Annotated in this window: 21 protein-coding genes; 19 read left to right on the top strand and 2 right to left on the bottom strand. The window is 59.9% G+C overall.

Features of this window, described 5'->3' with window-relative positions:
- Window positions 1-409 precede the first annotated feature (409 nt).
- The 3 genes from rluC to KSS91_RS21755 are packed head-to-tail and all read left to right on the top strand — an operon-like array spanning window position 410 to window position 3,035.
- On the top strand, window positions 410-1,372 hold the full coding sequence (rluC, locus tag KSS91_RS21765; RefSeq protein ID WP_217836079.1) for a 23S rRNA pseudouridine(955/2504/2580) synthase RluC: 963 nt from the start codon (window positions 410-412) through the stop codon (window positions 1,370-1,372).
- Window positions 1,359-2,021 (top strand): HAD-IA family hydrolase, encoded by a 663-nt coding sequence (locus KSS91_RS21760; protein WP_217836078.1) that lies wholly within the window; start codon window positions 1,359-1,361, stop codon window positions 2,019-2,021. Before rluC ends, KSS91_RS21760 begins: the two co-directional genes overlap by 14 nt.
- 24 nt (window positions 2,022-2,045) lie before the next feature.
- A complete protein-coding gene (locus KSS91_RS21755; RefSeq protein WP_217836077.1) occupies window positions 2,046-3,035 on the top strand; it encodes a S49 family peptidase in 990 nt (329 codons plus the stop codon).
- Between the two features lie 74 nt (window positions 3,036-3,109).
- Here the strand turns inward: KSS91_RS21755 and KSS91_RS21750 are convergent, their stop codons facing one another.
- Window positions 3,110-3,688 (bottom strand): Maf family protein, encoded by a 579-nt coding sequence (locus KSS91_RS21750; RefSeq protein ID WP_217836076.1) that lies wholly within the window; start codon window positions 3,686-3,688, stop codon window positions 3,110-3,112.
- A 105-nt stretch (window positions 3,689-3,793) separates the two neighbouring features.
- On the opposite strand from KSS91_RS21750, the gene KSS91_RS21745 reads away from it, so the two are divergent.
- From KSS91_RS21745 to KSS91_RS21670, 16 genes are all read left to right on the top strand, one after another.
- The gene (locus KSS91_RS21745; RefSeq protein ID WP_007942001.1) at window positions 3,794-4,321 is read left to right on the top strand and encodes a YceD family protein; all 528 of its coding nucleotides are present in this window, start codon (window positions 3,794-3,796) and stop codon (window positions 4,319-4,321) included.
- A 13-nt stretch (window positions 4,322-4,334) separates the two neighbouring features.
- Window positions 4,335-4,517 (top strand): 50S ribosomal protein L32, encoded by a 183-nt coding sequence (rpmF, locus tag KSS91_RS21740; RefSeq protein ID WP_003179396.1) that lies wholly within the window; start codon window positions 4,335-4,337, stop codon window positions 4,515-4,517.
- A gap of 4 nt (window positions 4,518-4,521) precedes the next feature.
- On the top strand, window positions 4,522-5,532 hold the full coding sequence (gene plsX / locus KSS91_RS21735) for a phosphate acyltransferase PlsX (protein WP_217836075.1): 1,011 nt from the start codon (window positions 4,522-4,524) through the stop codon (window positions 5,530-5,532).
- A gap of 125 nt (window positions 5,533-5,657) precedes the next feature.
- The gene (gene fabD, locus KSS91_RS21730) at window positions 5,658-6,596 is read left to right on the top strand and encodes an ACP S-malonyltransferase (protein ID WP_217836074.1); all 939 of its coding nucleotides are present in this window, start codon (window positions 5,658-5,660) and stop codon (window positions 6,594-6,596) included.
- 16 nt (window positions 6,597-6,612) lie between these two features.
- The gene (fabG, locus tag KSS91_RS21725; RefSeq protein WP_007977052.1) at window positions 6,613-7,353 is read left to right on the top strand and encodes a 3-oxoacyl-ACP reductase FabG; all 741 of its coding nucleotides are present in this window, start codon (window positions 6,613-6,615) and stop codon (window positions 7,351-7,353) included.
- A 196-nt stretch (window positions 7,354-7,549) separates the two neighbouring features.
- A complete protein-coding gene (gene acpP / locus KSS91_RS21720) occupies window positions 7,550-7,786 on the top strand; it encodes an acyl carrier protein (RefSeq protein ID WP_003175607.1) in 237 nt (78 codons plus the stop codon).
- A 110-nt stretch (window positions 7,787-7,896) separates the two neighbouring features.
- Entirely contained in the window at window positions 7,897-9,141 is a 1,245-nt protein-coding gene (fabF, locus tag KSS91_RS21715) for a beta-ketoacyl-ACP synthase II (RefSeq protein WP_217836073.1), read from the top strand.
- Complete coding sequence (gene pabC / locus KSS91_RS21710; RefSeq protein ID WP_217836072.1) at window positions 9,141-9,956, top strand: aminodeoxychorismate lyase; 816 nt, start codon at window positions 9,141-9,143, stop codon at window positions 9,954-9,956. Before fabF ends, pabC begins: the two co-directional genes overlap by 1 nt.
- A gap of 3 nt (window positions 9,957-9,959) precedes the next feature.
- Window positions 9,960-11,192, top strand: a complete 1,233-nt coding sequence (gene mltG / locus KSS91_RS21705; protein ID WP_217836071.1) for an endolytic transglycosylase MltG — start codon at window positions 9,960-9,962, stop codon at window positions 11,190-11,192.
- A gap of 19 nt (window positions 11,193-11,211) precedes the next feature.
- The gene (gene tmk, locus KSS91_RS21700) at window positions 11,212-11,844 is read left to right on the top strand and encodes a dTMP kinase (protein ID WP_015096378.1); all 633 of its coding nucleotides are present in this window, start codon (window positions 11,212-11,214) and stop codon (window positions 11,842-11,844) included.
- Window positions 11,837-12,823, top strand: coding sequence for a DNA polymerase III subunit delta' (locus tag KSS91_RS21695; protein WP_217836070.1), 987 nt, complete (start codon window positions 11,837-11,839; stop codon window positions 12,821-12,823). Before tmk ends, KSS91_RS21695 begins: the two co-directional genes overlap by 8 nt.
- Before the next feature lie 68 nt (window positions 12,824-12,891).
- A complete protein-coding gene (locus tag KSS91_RS21690; protein WP_217836069.1) occupies window positions 12,892-13,677 on the top strand; it encodes a TatD family hydrolase in 786 nt (261 codons plus the stop codon).
- 343 nt (window positions 13,678-14,020) lie between these two features.
- On the top strand, window positions 14,021-14,659 hold the full coding sequence (locus KSS91_RS21685) for a TetR/AcrR family transcriptional regulator (protein ID WP_007977040.1): 639 nt from the start codon (window positions 14,021-14,023) through the stop codon (window positions 14,657-14,659).
- Window positions 14,660-14,796: 137 nt separating this feature from the next.
- Complete coding sequence (locus tag KSS91_RS21680; protein ID WP_217836068.1) at window positions 14,797-15,765, top strand: GTP 3',8-cyclase MoaA; 969 nt, start codon at window positions 14,797-14,799, stop codon at window positions 15,763-15,765.
- A gap of 170 nt (window positions 15,766-15,935) precedes the next feature.
- Entirely contained in the window at window positions 15,936-16,544 is a 609-nt protein-coding gene (locus KSS91_RS21675) for a DUF4823 domain-containing protein (RefSeq protein WP_015096374.1), read from the top strand.
- Window positions 16,545-16,560: 16 nt separating this feature from the next.
- Complete coding sequence (locus tag KSS91_RS21670; RefSeq protein ID WP_015096373.1) at window positions 16,561-17,121, top strand: DUF1285 domain-containing protein; 561 nt, start codon at window positions 16,561-16,563, stop codon at window positions 17,119-17,121.
- A 64-nt stretch (window positions 17,122-17,185) separates the two neighbouring features.
- On the opposite strand, the gene KSS91_RS21665 is transcribed toward KSS91_RS21670, so the two are convergent.
- Window positions 17,186-17,563 (bottom strand): YgaP family membrane protein, encoded by a 378-nt coding sequence (locus KSS91_RS21665; protein WP_056721330.1) that lies wholly within the window; start codon window positions 17,561-17,563, stop codon window positions 17,186-17,188.
- Between the last annotated feature and the right edge of the window lie 13 nt (window positions 17,564-17,576).

Here is a 17,576-nt window from a genome sequence, read left to right as displayed (position 1 = left end):
GTGCTGCCGCGCGCAGAATCCGCAGCGGGTTGGCATTTACCGTGAGCTCCGAAAGGGGAGGTCACGCATCATGGCTAATTTAGGCGTTGTTTCCGATGCCTTCGCTCGGGGTCATTCGCAGCTGACTGCACTTTGTGAACTGGCCGTGAATATGGCTCGCAAAACGAGTGGAAAACTCTGCTTTGTGGCGTGATTCAGGCCTCATGTCACCTGCGCTCGTTACACCTGCAAACTCCACCGTTACGTAGCGAAAGCCCCGTAGGACGGCCTCGCGTCCTGGTGAATTGCGTTGGTCAGGGCCGGTTTTTGACCGTTGGTCCGCTGTCCAGGCCGCTTTTGGCGGCGTTCGCGACTATAGCAGCAATGATTAAGTGCTTCAATTCCATAAAAAATTGTTATCATCCGCGGCATGACGACGACTACCCCCCCGACTCCAGGCGTACAACTGCTTGAGGTCTCGCCGGAATATGCCGGCCAACGTATTGATAATTTCCTTCTCGCCCGACTCAAAGGCGTGCCCAAGACCTTGATTTACCGCATTTTGCGTAAGGGCGAAGTGCGCGTGAACAAAGGTCGGATCAAGCCCGAGTACAAGCTGCAGTCGGGCGATATCGTGCGCGTGCCGCCGGTTCGCGTGCCTGAACGCGACGAGCCGGTGCCACTGGCACAAGGCCTGCTGCAGCGGCTCGAAGCCTCGATTGTCTTCGAAGACAAGGCCCTGATCGTGATCAACAAGCCCGCCGGCATTGCGGTTCACGGCGGTAGCGGCCTGACGTTCGGGGTGATCGAAGCCTTTCGTCAGTTGCGTCCCGATTGCAAGGAGCTCGAACTGGTTCACCGTCTCGACCGTGACACGTCTGGCCTGTTGATGATCGCCAAGAAGCGCAGCATGTTGCGTCACCTGCACACCGCGCTGCGCGGTGATGGTGTCGACAAGCGCTACATGGCGCTGGTCCGCGGTAACTGGGCGAGCTCGATCAAGCAGGTCCGTGCATCGCTGGGCAAGAGCAATCTGCGCTCCGGCGAGCGCATGGTCGAGGTCGACGAGGAGGAGGGCAAGGAATCCGTGACCGTGTTCAAGGTCCTGCGCCGCTTCGGCGACTTTGCCACCCTGATCGAAGCCAAGCCGATTACCGGCCGGACTCACCAGATCCGCGTGCATACCTTGCACGCCGGGCACTGCATTGCAGGCGACACCAAGTACGGCGACGAAGGTTTCAGCAAGGAAATCCGCGATCTGGGCGGCAAGCGCCTGTTCCTGCATGCCTACATGCTGACCGTGCCGCTGCCTGATGGCGGCGAGCTGAAGTTGCAGGCGCCGGTCGACGAGATGTGGGCCAAGACTGTGGAGCGATTGAGTGCGCCCATCTGATTACAAGCTGCTGATCTTCGATTGGGACGGCACGCTGGCCGATTCCATTGGCCGGATTGTCGAGGCGATGCATGTTGCATCCCGGCGCTCCGGTTTTGAGCCGCGCGACGATTTTGCCGTCAAGGGCATTATCGGCCTGGGGTTGCCGGAAGCGATCCGCACCCTGTATCCCGAAATCGGCGACGCAGAGTTGATCGGGTTCCGCGAGCACTATGCTGAACATTACATTGCGTCGGAGGCCGTGCCTTCGCCGTTGTTCGAGGGCGTGGTCGAGTCGCTCGAGGCATTTCGTGCCGAGGGTTATCATCTGGCTGTGGCGACCGGCAAGGCCCGTCGCGGGCTGGATCGGGTGTTGAAGGCCCATGGCTGGGAGGATTACTTCGATATCACCCGTGCCGCCGACGAGACCGCCAGCAAGCCTCATCCGCTGATGCTCGAGCAGATTCTCGCGCATTGCGAAGTGCGCCCGGAGCAGGCATTGATGGTTGGTGATTCGTCCTTTGATTTGCAGATGGCACGCAACGCCGGCATGGAGTCGGTGGCCGTAAGCTATGGCGCTCAATCGATCGATGCGTTGAAGCTTTATGAGCCGCGGCTGGCCATCGACCGTTTTTCAGAATTGCACGCCTGGCTGAGTCAGCAGGCTTAACCGGTTGTTTTTGGGGTGGATGGCATGACCGACGAATGGAAGGCGCCCGCCAAGGCGAGCGCAGAGGGCGGTGACGACAAAAGCTGGAAGCTGCTGGAGAAGACGCTGCTGGCCAGTGTGCAGGAGCAGCGTCGATCCCGTCGCTGGGGGATATTCTTCAAGTTGCTGACGTTTGTGTATCTTTTCGGCGCTATTGCACTGTTTTCGCCGCTGATGGATATGGAAAAGGCCGCTACCCTCAGTGCCAATTACACGGCGTTGATCGATGTGACAGGGGTGATTGCCGATAAGGAGCCGGCCAGCGCAGACAATATCGTTGGCAGCCTGCGCGCGGCTTTCGAGGACAAGAAGGTCAAGGGCGTTATCCTGCGCATCAACAGCCCGGGCGGCAGTCCGGTGCAGTCGGGTTATGTCTATGACGAGATCCGTCGCCTGCGCGGCCTGCATCCGGACACCAAGCTGTATGCGGTCATTTCCGACCTGGGGGCTTCCGGTGCTTACTACATCGCCAGCGCGGCGGATCAGATCTACGCCGACAAGGCGAGCCTGGTCGGTTCCATCGGTGTGACGGCGGCCGGTTACGGCTTTGTCGGCACCATGGAAAAGCTGGGTGTCGAGCGTCGCACTTACACCTCGGGCGAGCACAAGTCGTTCCTCGATCCGTTCCAGCCGCAGAAACCGGAAGAAACCGCTTTCTGGCAAGGTGTGCTCGATACGACCCACAAGCAGTTCATCAACAGCGTCAAGCAAGGGCGGGGCGATCGCCTGAAGGACAAGGAGCATCCGGAGCTGTTCTCCGGCCTGGTCTGGTCCGGCGAGCAGGCGCTGCCACTGGGGTTGATCGATGGACTGGGCAATGCCAGTTCGGTTGCGCGGGATGTGATCGGCGAGAAAGAGCTGGTGGACTTTACCGTTCAGGAGTCGCCATTCGATCGCTTCTCGAAAAAGCTCGGTGCCAGCGTGGCTGAGCATTTGGCGATGTGGATGGGGTTTAACGGTCCGTCGTTGCGCTAGGCCGTTTCAAAGATCAAAAGATCGCAGCCTTCGGCAGCTCCTACACAGCTGCCGCAGGCTGCGATCTTTTGCTTTCAGGGTATTTGCACGCCTTCGGCCAATAGCATGTCGATCAAGCGAATCAGCGGCAGGCCGATCAGGCTGGTCGCATCAGGTCCCTCGGTGCTGCGAAACAGGCTGACCCCCAGGCCTTCGGCCTTGAAGCTGCCTGCGCAATCGTAGGGCTGCTCGGCGTGCAGGTAGCGCTCGATGCGGGTCGCGTCGAGTGTGCGCATGTGTACGGTGAACGGCACGCAATCGACCTGGCAGTGCCCTGTCTGGCTGTTGAGCAAGGCCAGGCCGGTCAGGAATGTCACGCTGGCGCCGCTAGCGGCCAGCAGTTGTTCGCGGGCTTTTTCGAAGGTGTGGGGCTTGCCGATTATCCGCTCTCCCAGTACGGCAACCTGGTCGGAGCCGATTATCAGATGAGCGGTATGGCTGGCGGCCAGGGCGCGCGCTTTCTCTTCGGCAAGGCGCTTGACCAGCGTGATGGCGGATTCACCCAGGCGATGGCTTTCGTCGATATCCGGCGAACTGCAGGTGAATGGCAGTTGCAGGCGGGCCAGCAATTCCCGGCGATAGACCGAGCCGGAAGCGAGTAATAAAGGCAGCATGCGCATCTCCATAAGGCAGGTGCGAATTCTAGCGAGGCTTCCAAGTGACGGACAGGGCTGAATTTCCTTTGACATGGGCGGGTGCATCCCTATAATGCTGCGCCTATGTTGAATGACCCGATTCCACCTCACGTTGACCCGCGCAAATTGGCTGATCGTGGCACCACCCTTCAAGGTGAAATGCTGCTGGCCGATTTGGAGAGACTCTGCGACCCGCTTTCCGACAATGTCGGTACGGTGCAGGCTAAATTCGTTTTTGAACGAGATGAACGTAAATCTGTGGTCATCCACAGCTTTATCGACACTGAAGTCAAAATGGTTTGCCAGCGTTGTCTTGAGCTGGTCACCCTGCCGATCCATAGCGAATGCAGTTACGCTGTGGTGAAGGAGGGTGCGAATACCCAGTCGTTGCCGAAAGGTTATGACGTGCTGGAACTGGGCGAAGATCCATTGGATCTGCAGTCACTGATCGAGGAGGAGCTTCTGCTCGCCTTGCCCATTGTGCCTGCTCATCATCCGGAAGAATGCCAGCAGCCGGCGGGAGCAGATGAGCCCGAACCGAGCGAGGACGAGGTAACGCGGTCCAACCCGTTCAGTGTATTGGCGCAGTTAAAGCGTGACCCAAACGTTTAGGAGTTAATCAATTATGGCTGTTCAGCAGAACAAAAAATCCCGCTCTGCCCGTGACATGCGCCGTTCGCACGACGCTCTCGAGGCTAGCACCCTGTCTGTAGAAAAAACCACCGGTGAAGTTCACCTGCGTCACCACGTATCGCCAGAAGGCGTATACCGTGGCCGTAAAGTGATCGACAAGGGCGCTGACGAGTAATCACTTGTCCGCTCAAGTCATCGCGATTGACGCAATGGGCGGGGACTTCGGTCCCCGCAGCATTGTCCAGGCCAGTCTTGCTTGCCTGTCCGCTACACCCTCGCTGCACCTGACCCTCGTCGGTCAACCCTCCCTTCTTGAAGAATTGATCGCTGGCCATTCGGCTGTGGATCGCGCGCGCCTGTCGATTGCTCCGGCGAGCGAAGTCATCGGCATGGACGAAAAACCCGCCCAGGCGTTGCGAGGCAAGCCCGACTCATCGATGCGCGTGGCCCTTGAACTGCTGCGCGACGGCAAAGTCCAGGCCTGTGTCAGTGCCGGCAATACCGGGGCGTTGATGGCGTTGTCGCGATTCGTGCTCAAGACCCTGCCGGGCATTGACCGTCCGGCCATGGTGGCGGCGATCCCGACGCAAAAGGGTTACTGCCAATTGCTCGACCTGGGCGCCAACGTCGATTGCAGTGCCGAGCATCTGTTGCAGTTTGCGGTCATGGGCTCGGTGGCGGCGGAAACTCTGGGTATTAGCCGTCCACGGGTGGCGTTGCTGAACATCGGCACCGAAGACATAAAGGGCAATCAGCAGGTCAAGCTGGCGGCGACTTTGTTGCAAGGCGCCCGGGGCATCAATTACATCGGCTTTATCGAGGGCGACGGTTTGTACCGTGGCGAAGCGGATGTGGTGGTGTGTGACGGTTTTGTCGGCAACATCCTGCTCAAATCCAGCGAAGGCCTGGCGACCATGATTGCCGGGCGCATCGAGGCGTTGTTCAAGAAGAACCTGGCCTCACGTGCGGTCGGCGCGCTGGCGCTGCCGTTGATGAAGCGTCTGCAGGCCGAACTGGCGCCTGCCCGGCATAACGGCGCGAGCTTTCTCGGCTTGCAGGGGATTGTGGTGAAGAGCCACGGTTCTGCCGGGGTCCAGGGTTTCCAAAGCGCCATTTCGCGCGCCATGATCGAGATTCAGGAAAATCTTCCCGAGCGCCTGCACGGTCGTCTGGAGGATTTGTTGCTTTAGGCGTTTTCGTCGGACAATGCTTAAATGTGACCGCTTGGTTCGATGGGCCATCCAACTGTCAGTTTCTTGCGTCCCCAAAGCGGGGCGCCAATTCTCCGACGACAAGATCATTAGGGGCTTGTTACATGTCTGCTTCCCTCGCATTCGTCTTCCCGGGACAGGGTTCGCAGTCCCTCGGCATGCTGGCCGAGTTGGGCGCACAACACCCGGTTGTCCTTGAAACATTCAAAGAAGCTTCCGATGCACTGGGTTACGACCTGTGGGCACTGACCCAGCAAGGGCCGGAAGAGCAACTCAATCAAACCGATAAAACCCAACCGGCCATTCTGACTGCCTCGATCGCCCTGTGGCGTCTGTGGCTGGCCGAAGGTGGTGCTCGTCCGGCCTACGTCGCCGGGCACAGCCTGGGTGAATACAGCGCGCTGGTGGCAGCGGGCAGCCTGAGCCTGGGCGACGCGGTGAAACTCGTCGAGCGTCGTGGCCAACTGATGCAGGAAGCCGTTCCGGCCGGGCAGGGCGGCATGGCTGCCATCCTCGGCCTGGACGATGCCGATGTACTGGCCGCCTGTGCCGAAGCGGCACAAGGCGAAGTGGTCAGCGCGGTGAATTTCAACTCCCCTGGCCAGGTGGTTATCGCCGGAGCCAAGGCCGCCGTTGAGCGTGCCATCGAAGGCTGCAAGGCGCGTGGTGCCAAGCGCGCCATGCCGCTGCCGGTCAGCGTGCCGTCCCACTGCGAGCTGATGCGTCCGGCTGCCGAGCGTTTCGCCGAATCGATCGCCGCAATCAACTGGCAGGCGCCACAGATTCCTGTGGTCCAGAACGTCAGTGCCGAAGTGCCGGCCGATCTGGAAACCCTCAAGCGTGATCTGCTCGAACAGCTGTACAAGCCCGTACGCTGGGTTGAATCGGTCCAGGCGCTGGCCATCAAGGGCGCGACCCAACTGGTCGAATGCGGCCCGGGCAAAGTGCTGGCCGGCCTGAACAAGCGTTGCGCCGAAGGCGTATCGACATCCAACCTCAATACCCCAGACGCTTTCGCTGCCGCCCGTGCAGCGTTGGCCTGAATCAGGAGAAGCTTGCATGAGTCTGCAAGGTAAAGTTGCACTGGTCACCGGTGCAAGCCGTGGCATCGGCCAGGCTATCGCCCTGGAACTGGGTCGTCAGGGCGCCATCGTTGTCGGTACCGCGACTTCCGCGTCGGGTGCCGAGCGTATTGCCGCGACCCTGAAGGAAAACGGTATTCAGGGCACCGGCCTGGAACTCAATGTCACCAGTGACGAGTCCGTGGCGGCGGTCCTGGCGAGCATCCAGGAGCAGTTCGGTGCGCCGGCGATCCTGGTCAACAATGCCGGTATCACCCGCGATAACCTGATGATGCGCATGAAAGACGACGAGTGGCACGACGTTGTCGATACCAACCTGAACAGTCTGTTCCGCCTGTCCAAGGGTGTTTTGCGTGGCATGACCAAAGCCCGTTGGGGCCGAATTATCAGTATTGGTTCGGTTGTGGGTGCCATGGGCAACGCAGGCCAAGTAAACTACGCTGCCGCCAAGGCCGGTCTGGAAGGTTTCAGCCGTGCATTGGCGCGTGAAGTCGGTTCGCGTGCGATTACGGTAAACTCGGTGGCCCCAGGGTTCATCGATACCGATATGACCCGTGAACTGCCCGAGGCGCAGCGTGAAGCCTTGCAGACGCAGATTCCGCTGGGTCGTCTGGGGCAAGCTCAAGAGATCGCGTCCGTGGTCGCTTTTCTTGCGTCGGACGGTGCGGCTTACGTTACCGGAGCTACAATCCCGGTGAACGGCGGGATGTACATGTAATTCAAATGTGACGGATTGCTTCAAAAAAATGTCATACGAGCTGTCTAAAATCCGTTATAAAGCTGCAATCTATTTATAGGCAGAGGGTCACCGGGTTCGAGGAGTGAAGCTTTCAGTTGAAAAGCTGAAAAGCATTTCTATACACTTACCCACTGGCCAGCTGCCTGAATTTGTCCATTAGGAGTGAAAACAAGGTATGAGCACCATCGAAGAGCGCGTCAAGAAAATCGTTGCTGAGCAACTGGGCGTTAAAGAAGAAGAAGTGGTCAACACTGCTTCCTTCGTTGAAGACCTGGGTGCCGACTCCCTTGACACCGTTGAGCTGGTGATGGCTCTGGAAGAGGAATTCGAGACCGAAATCCCTGACGAAGAAGCCGAGAAGATCACTACTGTACAAGCTGCAATCGACTACGTTACTAGCCACCAGGCGTAATAGTTTGTAATCGTTGCTCGCTGTCATGGAAAAACCGCACTGCCATCATGGCGTGCGGTTTTTTCTTTAGGCCTGATGCAAAGTCGTCATTTGAAAAAAAGGAGAGTGCTGTGTCGCGTAGACGCGTCGTAGTCACCGGTATGGGTATGTTGTCGCCACTGGGCACGGATGTGCCGAGCAGTTGGCAGGGCATTCTGGCTGGCCGCAGTGGCATTGGTCTGATCGAACACACCGACCTTTCTGCCTATTCCACCCGTTTTGGCGGCTCGGTAAAGGACTTCAATGTCGAGGAATACCTGTCGGTCAAGGAAGCCCGCAAGCTTGACCTGTTCATTCAGTACGGTCTGGCCGCAGGTTTTCAGGCGGTGCGCAACGCCGGTCTGGAAGTCACCGACGCCAACCGTGAGCGTATCGGCGTGGCCATGGGCTCGGGTATTGGTGGACTGACCAATATCGAAGAAACCAGCCGCACCCTGCACGAGACCGGTCCACGACGGATTTCCCCGTTCTTTGTGCCAGGCTCGATCATCAATATGATTTCCGGCTTCCTGTCGATCCATCTGGGGGCACAGGGGCCTAACTACGCCATCGCCACGGCCTGTACCACCGGTACCCACTGCATTGGCATGGCAGCCCGCAACATCATGTACGACGAAGCCGACGTGATGATTGCCGGCGGCGCTGAGATGGCGGCCTGCGGCCTGGGCATGGGTGGCTTCGGTGCCTCGCGCGCGCTGTCGACCCGCAATGAAGAGCCGACCCGCGCCAGCCGTCCATGGGACAAGGGCCGCGACGGCTTCGTGCTGTCCAATGGTGCCGGTGCACTGGTTCTGGAAGAGCTGGAACATGCCAAGGCCCGTGGTGCGACCATTTACGCCGAATTGATCGGCTTCGGTACCAGTGGCGATGCCTACCACATGACCTCGCCGCCCGCCGATGGCGCGGGTGCTGCCCGCTGCATCACCAATGCGCTGCGCGATGCGAAGATCAATGGCGATCAAGTGCAGTACATCAACGCCCACGGCACCTCGACTCCCGCCGGCGATCTCGCTGAAGTCAATGCGATCAAGTCGGTGTTCGGCGAGCATGCCTACAAGCTGGCCGTCAGTTCCACCAAGTCCATGACCGGCCACCTGCTGGGTGCGGCGGGCGCGGTCGAGGCGATCTTCAGCGTGCTGGCGATCAACAGCCAAGTAGCGCCGCCGACCATCAACCTCGATGAGCCGGATGAAGGCTGCGACCTCGATTTCGTGCCGCACACCGCGCGTAACATGGATATCGATGTGGTCGTGTCCAACTCCTTCGGTTTTGGCGGCACCAACGGCTCGCTGGTGTTCCGCCGGTTCGCAGGCTGATGGACTGCTGGGTCGACGGTCAGCCGGCTGACGCTTTGTCGCTGAAGGATCGCGGCCTGGCTTATGGCGATGGTCTGTTCGAGACCATCGCCGTGCGCAACGGCAAGCCTGTGTTGTTGGAGCGGCATCTGTCGCGTCTGGCGGATGGCTGCTCGCGTCTGGCGCTTGCTGCCGATCAGGAATTGATCCGCAGCGAACTGCTGGCCTACGCAGCGCTACTGGGTGACGGGGTGCTCAAGCTCATTCTCACCCGCGGCGACGGTCTGCGCGGTTACGCGCCCGATCCTTCGGCCCAGGCTCGACGCATTCTGCAAGGCAATCCGCCTGTGGCTTATGCTGCCGCGCATGGCGAGCAGGGTGTTCGTCTGTTTCCTTGCGCTACCCGATTGTCCAGGCAGCCATTACTGGCCGGCCTCAAGCACCTGAATCGACTTGAACAAGTCCTCGCCCGTGCCGAATGGCTGGACACCGAGCATGCCGAAGGCTTAATGCTCGATCAGGCCGGGCGCGTGATCGAAGGCGTGTTCAGCAATTTGTTCCTGGTGCGTGACGGTGTGCTCATCACGGCTGACCTCAAGCGCTGCGGCGTGGCCGGCGTGATGCGTGCCGAACTATTGTTTCAGGCCGGGTCGCTGGGAATTCCCACGCAAATCACCGATATCCCCCTCGAACAGCTGCAATGGGCTGACGAAGTCTTTGTCTGCAACAGCGTGTATGGTATCTGGCCGGTGCGTGCCTATGCTGCTCTTCACTGGCCGGTTGGGCCGCTCACCCGTAAACTCCAAACCATTGCCCGTGTGCTACTGGATGCTTGATACGTGAGACGTAAACTCGTGCTGCTGCTGGAAACCGGAGTGGTTCTGGCAGGGCTGCTGATGGGTGCTTCAGCCTGGAAAATTCATTCGGCGCTGGTACAGCCACTGAACATTGCCCAGGAACAATTGCTGGATGTGCCCAAGGGCACCACGCCGACCCGCACCTTCTACCGACTCGAAGCCAATGGTGTCATCAAGGACGCCTTCTGGCTGCGCGTGTATTGGCGCTTCAATCTCGGCAAACAACCCCTGCACAGCGGTGAGTATCGCATGCAGCCGGGCATGACCGTCGAAGGCCTGATCGACCTGTGGAAGCGCGGGGAAATGGTTCAGTACAGCCTGACCCTGGTCGAAGGCTGGAATTTCCGCCAGGTTCGCGCAGCGCTGGCCAAGGAAGAGAAGCTCGATCATAGCCTCGACGGTTTGAGCGATAGCCAGGTCATGGACAAGCTGGGCCACACCGGGATTTTTCCGGAAGGGCGCTTCTTCCCTGACACCTATCGTTACGTGCGCGGCATGTCCGATATCGAACTGCTGAAAACCGCCTACGACCGCCTCGACGAAGTGCTCGCCAAGGAGTGGCAGCAGCGCTCTTCCGATGTGCCGTACACCGAGCCCTACCAGGCGCTGATCATGGCTTCGCTGGTGGAAAAGGAAACCGGCGTGCCGCAGGAGCGCGGGCAGATTGCCGGCGTGTTTGTGCGACGCATGGCGATGGGCATGCTGCTGCAGACCGACCCGACGGTGATCTACGGCCTCGGCGACCGCTACAGCGGTAAGCTGACCCGGGCTCACCTCAAGGAATCGACGCCCTATAACACCTACATGAATGCGGGCCTGCCGCCGACGCCGATTTCCATGGTCGGTCGCGAAGCCATCCATGCGGCGCTCAATCCGGTGGAGGGCAACAGCCTCTACTTTGTGGCGCGTGGTGATGGCACTCACGTGTTCTCCGACGACCTGGATGCCCACAACAATGCCGTGAAGGAGTTCCAGCTCAAGCGTCGCGCCGATTACCGCTCCAGCCCGGCGCCCACTGCCACGCCAGAGACAGCGCCGACCGAGGCTGAGCAAAACGGTACGCAGGAGGCCAGGGCTTCGCAGGAGCTGGCACCGATCCCGGCCGCCTCACCAAACACGGCTCCCGAGGCGTTGCCGCAAGTGCCGGCGCAAGATCCTGCGCCAGCTCCTGAAGCACCGGAACCCGATGCCAACGCACCGAAAAGCCCGCAATGACTCTGACTAAGGACTGCCTGTGACTGGCTTGTTTATTACTCTGGAAGGCCCGGAAGGCGCCGGCAAGAGCACCAATCGCGAATACCTGGCCGAGCGCTTGCGTGCCGCCGGCATCGAGGTGGTGCTGACCCGCGAGCCGGGGGGCACGCCGTTGGCCGAGCGCATCCGTGAGGTGTTGTTGGCTCCCGTCGACGAAGTCATGAACCCGGATACCGAGTTGCTGTTGGTTTTCGCGGCGCGTGCCCAGCACCTGGCTGAAGTGATTCGCCCGGCGCTGGCCCGCGGTGCCGTGGTCTTGTGTGATCGTTTTACCGATTCGACTTACGCCTACCAGGGCGGCGGCCGTGGCTTGTCGCTTGAGCGCATCGCGGCTCTGGAAACCTTCGTTCAAGGCGATCTGCGCCCGGACCTGACACTGATTTTCGATCTGCCTGTCGAGGTGGGTCTGGCCCGCGCCAGCGCACGTGGCCGCCTGGATCGCTTCGAACTCGAAGGCCGGACTTTTTTCGATGCCGTACGCCATGCGTTCCTCAAGCGGGCCAAGGCGGATCCGGCGCGTTATGTGCTGGTCGATGCGGCCCAACCCTTGGCACAGGTTCAGCAATCGCTGGATGCATTGTTGCCGCGCCTGCTGGAGTTGAGCCGTGGCTGAGGCCTATCCGTGGCAGGAAAACCTCTGGCAGCACCTGGCGGGTCGCGCGCAGCATGCGCACGCCTACCTGCTGCATGGCCCGGCCGGGATCGGCAAGCGGGCACTGGCCGAGCGCCTGATGGCCAGCTTGCTGTGCCAGCGCCCGACGGCGCTGGAGGCCTGCGGCGAATGCAAGTCCTGTCTGCTGCTAAAGGCTGGCAGCCACCCGGATAACTACATCCTTGAACCGGAAGAAGCCGACAAGGCGATCAAGGTCGATCAGGTTCGCGATCTGGTCGGTTTCGTGGTGCAGACCGCGCAGTTGGGCGGGCGCAAAGTGGTGCTGATCGAGCCGGTCGAGTCGATGAACATCAACGCCGCCAACGCCTTGCTCAAGAGCCTTGAAGAGCCGTCCGGCGATACGGTTTTGTTGCTGGTCAGCCATCAGCCGAGCCGCTTGCTGCCCACCATCAAGAGTCGCTGCGTGCAGCAGGCCTGTCCGCTGCCGGGCGAGGCCATGAGCTTGAAGTGGCTGGCCCAGGCATTGCCGGAATGTTCCGAAGAGGAGCGCGTCGAGTTGCTGACGCTGGCCGCCGGTTCGCCACTGGCGGCGGTCAATCTCCAGGCCCAGGGCGTGCGTGAGCAGCGCATGCAAGTCGTGGAAGGGGTGAAGAAGCTCCTCAAGCAACAGCAGTCGCCGACGCAACTGGCCGAAGAATGGAAAAACATTCCGATGTTGCGCCTGTTCGATTGGTTCTGCGACTGGTCGAGCCTGATCCTGCGCTATCAGTTGACCCAGGACGAAGCCGGCCTCGGCCTGGCCGACATGCGCAAGGTTGTGCAATACCTGGCGCAGAAAAGCGCCCAGGGCAAAGTCCTCGATATCCAGGACTGGATTCTCGCCCAGCGACAGAAAGTCTTGAGCAAGGCCAACCTCAATCCTGCCTTGCTGCTGGAGGCCTTGCTGGTGCAATGGGCGTCGTTGCCTGCCCAAAGATGACTGCCTGCGCCTAGAATCTATCAGTACACCCGACCGTCCCACCCATTCGATGTAAGTTGCAGCCCTTTATGCTCGTAGATTCCCATTGTCACCTCGATCGCCTCGACCTGGCCGCCCACGACGGCTCCCTGGATGCTGCCCTGGATGCCGCCCGGCAGCGCGGGGTAGGGCACTTTCTGTGTATCGGTGTCAGCGCGGACAACGCGGCCGACGTCAAAGCCCTGGCCGAGCGCTATGACGACGTCGACTGCTCGGTGGGCGTGCACCCTCTGGATGTACAGCCCGGTGCCGCGCCAGCACTGGACTGGCTGTTGCAGGAGCTCAATCACCCGCGTGTGGTCGCCATCGGCGAAACCGGCCTCGATTACCACTACGAGCCGGAAGCGGCGCAGTTGCAGCAGGAATCCTTTCGCCTACACCTGCAAGCGGCGCAGCAGACCGGCAAACCGGTGATCATCCACACCCGTGGGGCCCGCACCGATACCCTGGACTTGCTGCGCGAAGCGGCACTGCCCCAGGCGGGCGTACTGCACTGCTTTACCGAAGACTGGGAAATGGCGAAGGCTGCGCTGGACATGGGTTATTACATTTCCTTGTCCGGAATTGTCACTTTTCGCAATGCCGATGCGTTGCGCGACGTGGCCAGCAAGGTGCCGGCCGACCGCTTGCTGGTGGAAACCGATTCGCCCTACCTGGCGCCGATTCCCCATCGCGGCAAGCCAAACCTGCCGCAGTACGTGCGTGAAGTAGCGGAATTTCTGGCAATGTTGCGCGGTGAACCCTACGAGCGGTTTGCCGAGCAGACCACCGCCAATTTCAAGCAGCTGTTCCCGCTGGCACATGTAAAAGGTTAAATCGCAGGCAAAAAAAACCCGGGTTCTGGGGGGGTGAATCCGGGTTAAGACCATTAGGAGTAAAACAATGGCACGCGGTCCGTTGGTACCAATATCGACGTGACACTTGGGGGAGATGCCCCGCCGACAGTTCAAGTATTGATCAGGATTGCGCCTAGTCCAGTTTGCCGGCCCGGGTTTTTAAACAAATTTGGAATACGTGCGCTTCGGAAGAGTTCTCATCAACCGGCAATCGTGCGCGGAATGACCGGAAAGCGCAGATATGGTCGGATGATCCGTGCATTTTTGCGTAAGTTAGGCATAATACGCGGCTTCGAATTTTGACCCCGACAGACCTTTTCTTATGCATAAAGAACCTCGTAAGGTCCGTGAGTTTCGTCGCCGCGAGCAGGAAATTCTCGATACCGCGCTAAAGCTGTTCCTCGAACAAGGTGAAGACAGTGTCACCGTCGAGATGATTGCTGATGCCGTCGGTATCGGCAAAGGCACGATCTACAAGCATTTCAAATCCAAGGCGGAAATCTATCTGCGCCTGATGCTCGACTACGAGCGCGATTTGAACGCACTGCTGCATTCGGCCGATGTCGACAAGGACAAGGAAGCCCTGTCCCGGGCGTACTTCGAATTCCGCATGCGCGATCCACAACGCTATCGCCTGTTCGACCGTCTCGAAGAGAAAGTGGTCAAGGGCAACCAGGTGCCGGAGATGATCGAGGAGCTGCACAAGATCCGTGCCTCGAACTTCGAACGCCTGACCCTGCTGATCAAGGGCCGGATCAGCGAAGGCAAGCTGGAAGACGTGCCACCTTACTTCCACTACTGCGCGTCGTGGGCGCTGGTGCACGGCGCCGTCGCGCTGTATCACTCGCCGTTCTGGAGCAATGTGCTGGAAGATCAGGAAGGTTTCTTCCAGTTCCTGATGGACATCGGCGTGCGCATGGGCAACAAACGCAAGCGCGATACCGACACTTCCGGCAGCTGAGCCATTCAGTTGCCTTATTGCGCCATGATTTCGCTACTTGGCGCAGTACCGCAGGAATATACTCAGGTAGAGGACTTGCTAAAACTTGATTTCTGAGTCAAGTTTTAGCGGCCCGATATTCTTCCGCCGGAGTGACCATGATCGTTGACCGTCAAGGCAGGCGTTTTCGCAACTTGCGAATCAGTCTGACCTCTGCCTGCAATTACGCCTGTACCTACTGCGTGCCCAACGGCAAGCGGCTGGTGGCTGCGCAGGATGAATTGTCGGCCGAAGCGATGGCACGCGGCGTGGCTTATCTGATTGAAGCGGCAGGGATCGAGCGTCTGCGCATTACTGGCGGCGAGCCGCTGGTCAGCCCCAAACTCGAAGCCTTCATGACCGCGGTCGGGCAGATGGGCCTGGAAGACATCAGTCTGACCACCAATGGCCAGTTGCTGGCGAAGAAACTGCCGCTGCTGGTGAACGCCGGCATTCGGCGCCTCAACGTTTCCCTCGACACGCTCGACGCCACTGCGTTCCGCGGCATTGCCCGGGGCGGCGACCTGGCCACCGTGCTAAACGGCATGAGCGAGGCCAGTGCGGCCGGCATGAAGATCAAGGTCAACATGGTGCCGCTGCGCGGGCAGAACCTTGATCAAGTGATGCCGCTGCTCGACTACTGCCTGGAGCGCGGTTATGAATTGCGCTTCATCGAGCTGATGCGCATGGGCCACTTGGCCAACGACTCCAATGCGTTTTTGCAGCAGTTCGTCAGCCTCCAGCAATTGCTGAGCCTGATCGGCGAGCGCTATGAATATCTGCAGGCCGATGCCCCGGTCGATGCAACGGCGGTTCGTTATGAAATTCCCGGCCAGGGTTACTTCGGCGTGATCGCCAACGAAAGTGTGCCGTTCTGCCGGACCTGCTCGCGACTGCGCTTGTCTTCCACCGGGTGGTTGCATGGCTGTCTGTCGTCGAGCAATCGCCATTACATCGGCGACCTGCTGGACAAACCGCGCCACCAGGCGTTGCCGGGCTTGCAGAGACTCCTGGTGAAAGCCTTGGGGGACAAGCAGGAAGTGGCGTTCTCCGGCGGCGCGACCGTCATGAAGATTATCGGCGGCTGATCCGGCCTCATCGCGGGCAAGCCACGCTCCCACAAGGTTGTGCGTAAACCCTGTGGGAGCGTGGCTTGTCCGCGATTGCGTTTGATCAGGCACGATCAACTTGAGCTGGCGCAAAAGCTGCATCCTACGGCCATTCGCCGGTTTTCCGACACCGGCCTCTGGAGGATAGGATGCGTAGCCTGGTTTTGCTGCTGGCCGTTTTGGCACTTGGTGGCTGCATGAACGTCAGCGATATGGCCGAAGGGACTCGCTACCATATGAGCGATGCGGGGCTGCTCGATCACAGTGACAGCCGTCGCGTAAACAACCTGCGCATTCAACCGGATTCGTTCGTCTACATCGCCCAGGGCGCTTTCATGCCGCCGGGCAGCGCCGTTTATCCACGGCCCAACGTGATTGCCGAAGTCGCGTTCGATGGCTTCGTCGAATACTTCCCGATGGTCCGCCGTGCCCGCACGCCGGAAGGCCTCGACCAGGCCATGGGCGAAGCCCGTGCCGCCGGTGCGCATTATCTGCTGTACACCCGATTCGCCAAGTCGGACGACCGTATCGGCAACTCGGACGAATGGCTGGATCAGGAAGCCCTGGATCGCCTCGGCATCGACAGCGGTATGATTCAGATCATGTTGATCGAGACCAGCACCCAGTATTTGATTGATACTGCGACTATCAAGAGTCGTGGCGGTTTACTGACGTTCCACGATAAAAAACCCGAAGACCTGATGGGCCCGCCGCTGGAGCAATATGCGCGCGGCCTGCTGGGGCTCAGCGACCAGTAACTTCAAGGAGAACGCCATGAGTGGCCCGCAAAAAGCCAACGACTTGCTGGGGCAGATCCCCAAGACCAAAGGCTTGCCGCCGGTGCACCTGTGGAATCCCGATTTCTGCGGCGACATCGATATGCGCATCGCCCGGGACGGCACCTGGTATTACCTGGGCACACCGATCGGGCGCAAGCCGATGGTCAAGCTGTTCTCCACCATCATTCGCCGCGACGGCGATGATTATTTCCTGATTACCCCGGTGGAAAAAGTCGGCATCAAAGTCGACGATGCGCCGTTCGTGGCGATTGCGGTGGACGTGGAAGGCGAGGGCGAGGCGCAGGTGCTGCGCTTTACCACCAACGTCGATGAAACCACCGAGGCCGGTGCCGGGCATCCGTTGCGCGTAGTGATCGATCCCGACACGCAGGAGCCAGCCCCTTACGTACACGTGCGCAGCAATCTTGAAGCCTTGATCCATCGCAATGTGTTCTATCAACTGGTAGAACTGGCGGTGAGCCGAGAGATCGACGGCCAGCGTTGGTTAGGCGTGTGGAGCGGTGGAGAGTTTTTCCCCATCGGCCTCGAACCCTGACGCAAAACCCTGTGGGAGCGAGCCTGCTCGCGACAGGTCTATCAGCCTCACCGAACGATCCGGATCAAACCCCGGCTTTCGGCGACTTCAAGGAATCATTACCCGTCACGGTTGCAGTTTTGGTCGCCGCCTCGGCATTGGCCTTCAACTGGCTCAGTTCCTCACCGGCGCGCTGGATTTTCGCCCGCACGTTGTTCATGTCCTGACGGCCTTTCTCCAGCAGGCTTTTTGCCGAACTGTGGCCGGTAATGCCGCGCGCCAGGGCTACGCCGCCGATGGCCACCTGGATCAGGCCGAAGATCCCGCCACGACGCAGGCCCTTGCCCACCATCACCACGCCGCCGGCCAGGGAGCCGATGCGTTCCCAGCCCTGCACGTTCTGTTCGGAAGGGCTCTGGAAGGGGGTGGATTCGATACGCTCGACGCGTTTGAGTTCGCTCATGATCTGTCTCCAG

The organism is Pseudomonas azerbaijanorientalis (assembly GCF_019139795.1).
GTDB lineage: Bacteria > Pseudomonadota > Gammaproteobacteria > Pseudomonadales > Pseudomonadaceae > Aquipseudomonas > Aquipseudomonas laurylsulfatiphila.
Note: the sequence above shows the minus strand (reverse complement) of the source record. Positions and strands in the feature narration are given on the sequence as shown.

Excerpts from the sequence above, each read along its gene's own strand:
- rluC (WP_217836079.1), top strand. The coding sequence starts at position 410 with ATGACGACGACTACCCCCCCGACTCCAGGCGTACAACTGCTTGAGGTC.
- KSS91_RS21755 (WP_217836077.1), top strand. The coding sequence starts at position 2,046 with ATGACCGACGAATGGAAGGCGCCCGCCAAGGCGAGCGCAGAGGGCGGT.
- KSS91_RS21750 (WP_217836076.1), bottom strand. The coding sequence starts at position 3,688 with ATGCTGCCTTTATTACTCGCTTCCGGCTCGGTCTATCGCCGGGAATTG.
- KSS91_RS21745 (WP_007942001.1), top strand. The coding sequence starts at position 3,794 with ATGTTGAATGACCCGATTCCACCTCACGTTGACCCGCGCAAATTGGCT.
- rpmF (WP_003179396.1), top strand. The coding sequence starts at position 4,335 with ATGGCTGTTCAGCAGAACAAAAAATCCCGCTCTGCCCGTGACATGCGC.
- fabD (WP_217836074.1), top strand. The coding sequence starts at position 5,658 with ATGTCTGCTTCCCTCGCATTCGTCTTCCCGGGACAGGGTTCGCAGTCC.
- fabG (WP_007977052.1), top strand. The coding sequence starts at position 6,613 with ATGAGTCTGCAAGGTAAAGTTGCACTGGTCACCGGTGCAAGCCGTGGC.
- acpP (WP_003175607.1), top strand. The coding sequence starts at position 7,550 with ATGAGCACCATCGAAGAGCGCGTCAAGAAAATCGTTGCTGAGCAACTG.
- pabC (WP_217836072.1), top strand. The coding sequence starts at position 9,141 with ATGGACTGCTGGGTCGACGGTCAGCCGGCTGACGCTTTGTCGCTGAAG.
- KSS91_RS21690 (WP_217836069.1), top strand. The coding sequence starts at position 12,892 with ATGCTCGTAGATTCCCATTGTCACCTCGATCGCCTCGACCTGGCCGCC.
- KSS91_RS21685 (WP_007977040.1), top strand. The coding sequence starts at position 14,021 with ATGCATAAAGAACCTCGTAAGGTCCGTGAGTTTCGTCGCCGCGAGCAG.
- KSS91_RS21680 (WP_217836068.1), top strand. The coding sequence starts at position 14,797 with ATGATCGTTGACCGTCAAGGCAGGCGTTTTCGCAACTTGCGAATCAGT.
- KSS91_RS21675 (WP_015096374.1), top strand. The coding sequence starts at position 15,936 with ATGCGTAGCCTGGTTTTGCTGCTGGCCGTTTTGGCACTTGGTGGCTGC.
- KSS91_RS21670 (WP_015096373.1), top strand. The coding sequence starts at position 16,561 with ATGAGTGGCCCGCAAAAAGCCAACGACTTGCTGGGGCAGATCCCCAAG.
- KSS91_RS21665 (WP_056721330.1), bottom strand. The coding sequence starts at position 17,563 with ATGAGCGAACTCAAACGCGTCGAGCGTATCGAATCCACCCCCTTCCAG.